We start from the raw sequence: 239 nt of genomic DNA on the forward strand, positions 1-239 counted from the left end.
GCGCAGCTCGTGCGATACGTCGGCCATAAAGGCGCGGCGCATCTGCTCGTTTTTTTCCAACGAGGTGGCCAGCTGGTTGAAGTCGTGCGCCAGCCGGCCCAGTTCATCCTGGCTGCTGACCGCCACGCGGGTGGTGAAATCGCCCGCCGCCAGGCGGTGGGTGCCCGCCACCAGGCGCTTGACCGGGGCCAGCATGCCGCGCGACAGCAGCCAGGTCACCGCCGCCGCCAGCAGCGTGG

At 69.9% G+C, this 239-nt stretch carries 1 protein-coding gene; it reads right to left on the bottom strand.

Translation table 11 applies throughout. The annotated features are described in order from the left end of the window. Positions 1-239 (bottom strand): HAMP domain-containing protein (locus CWI66_RS17895; protein ID WP_157809020.1); only part of this gene is annotated, 239 nt, incomplete at both ends.

Source organism: Halomonas sp. 141 (genome assembly GCF_002810305.1).
Lineage (GTDB): Bacteria > Pseudomonadota > Gammaproteobacteria > Pseudomonadales > Halomonadaceae > Vreelandella > Vreelandella stevensii.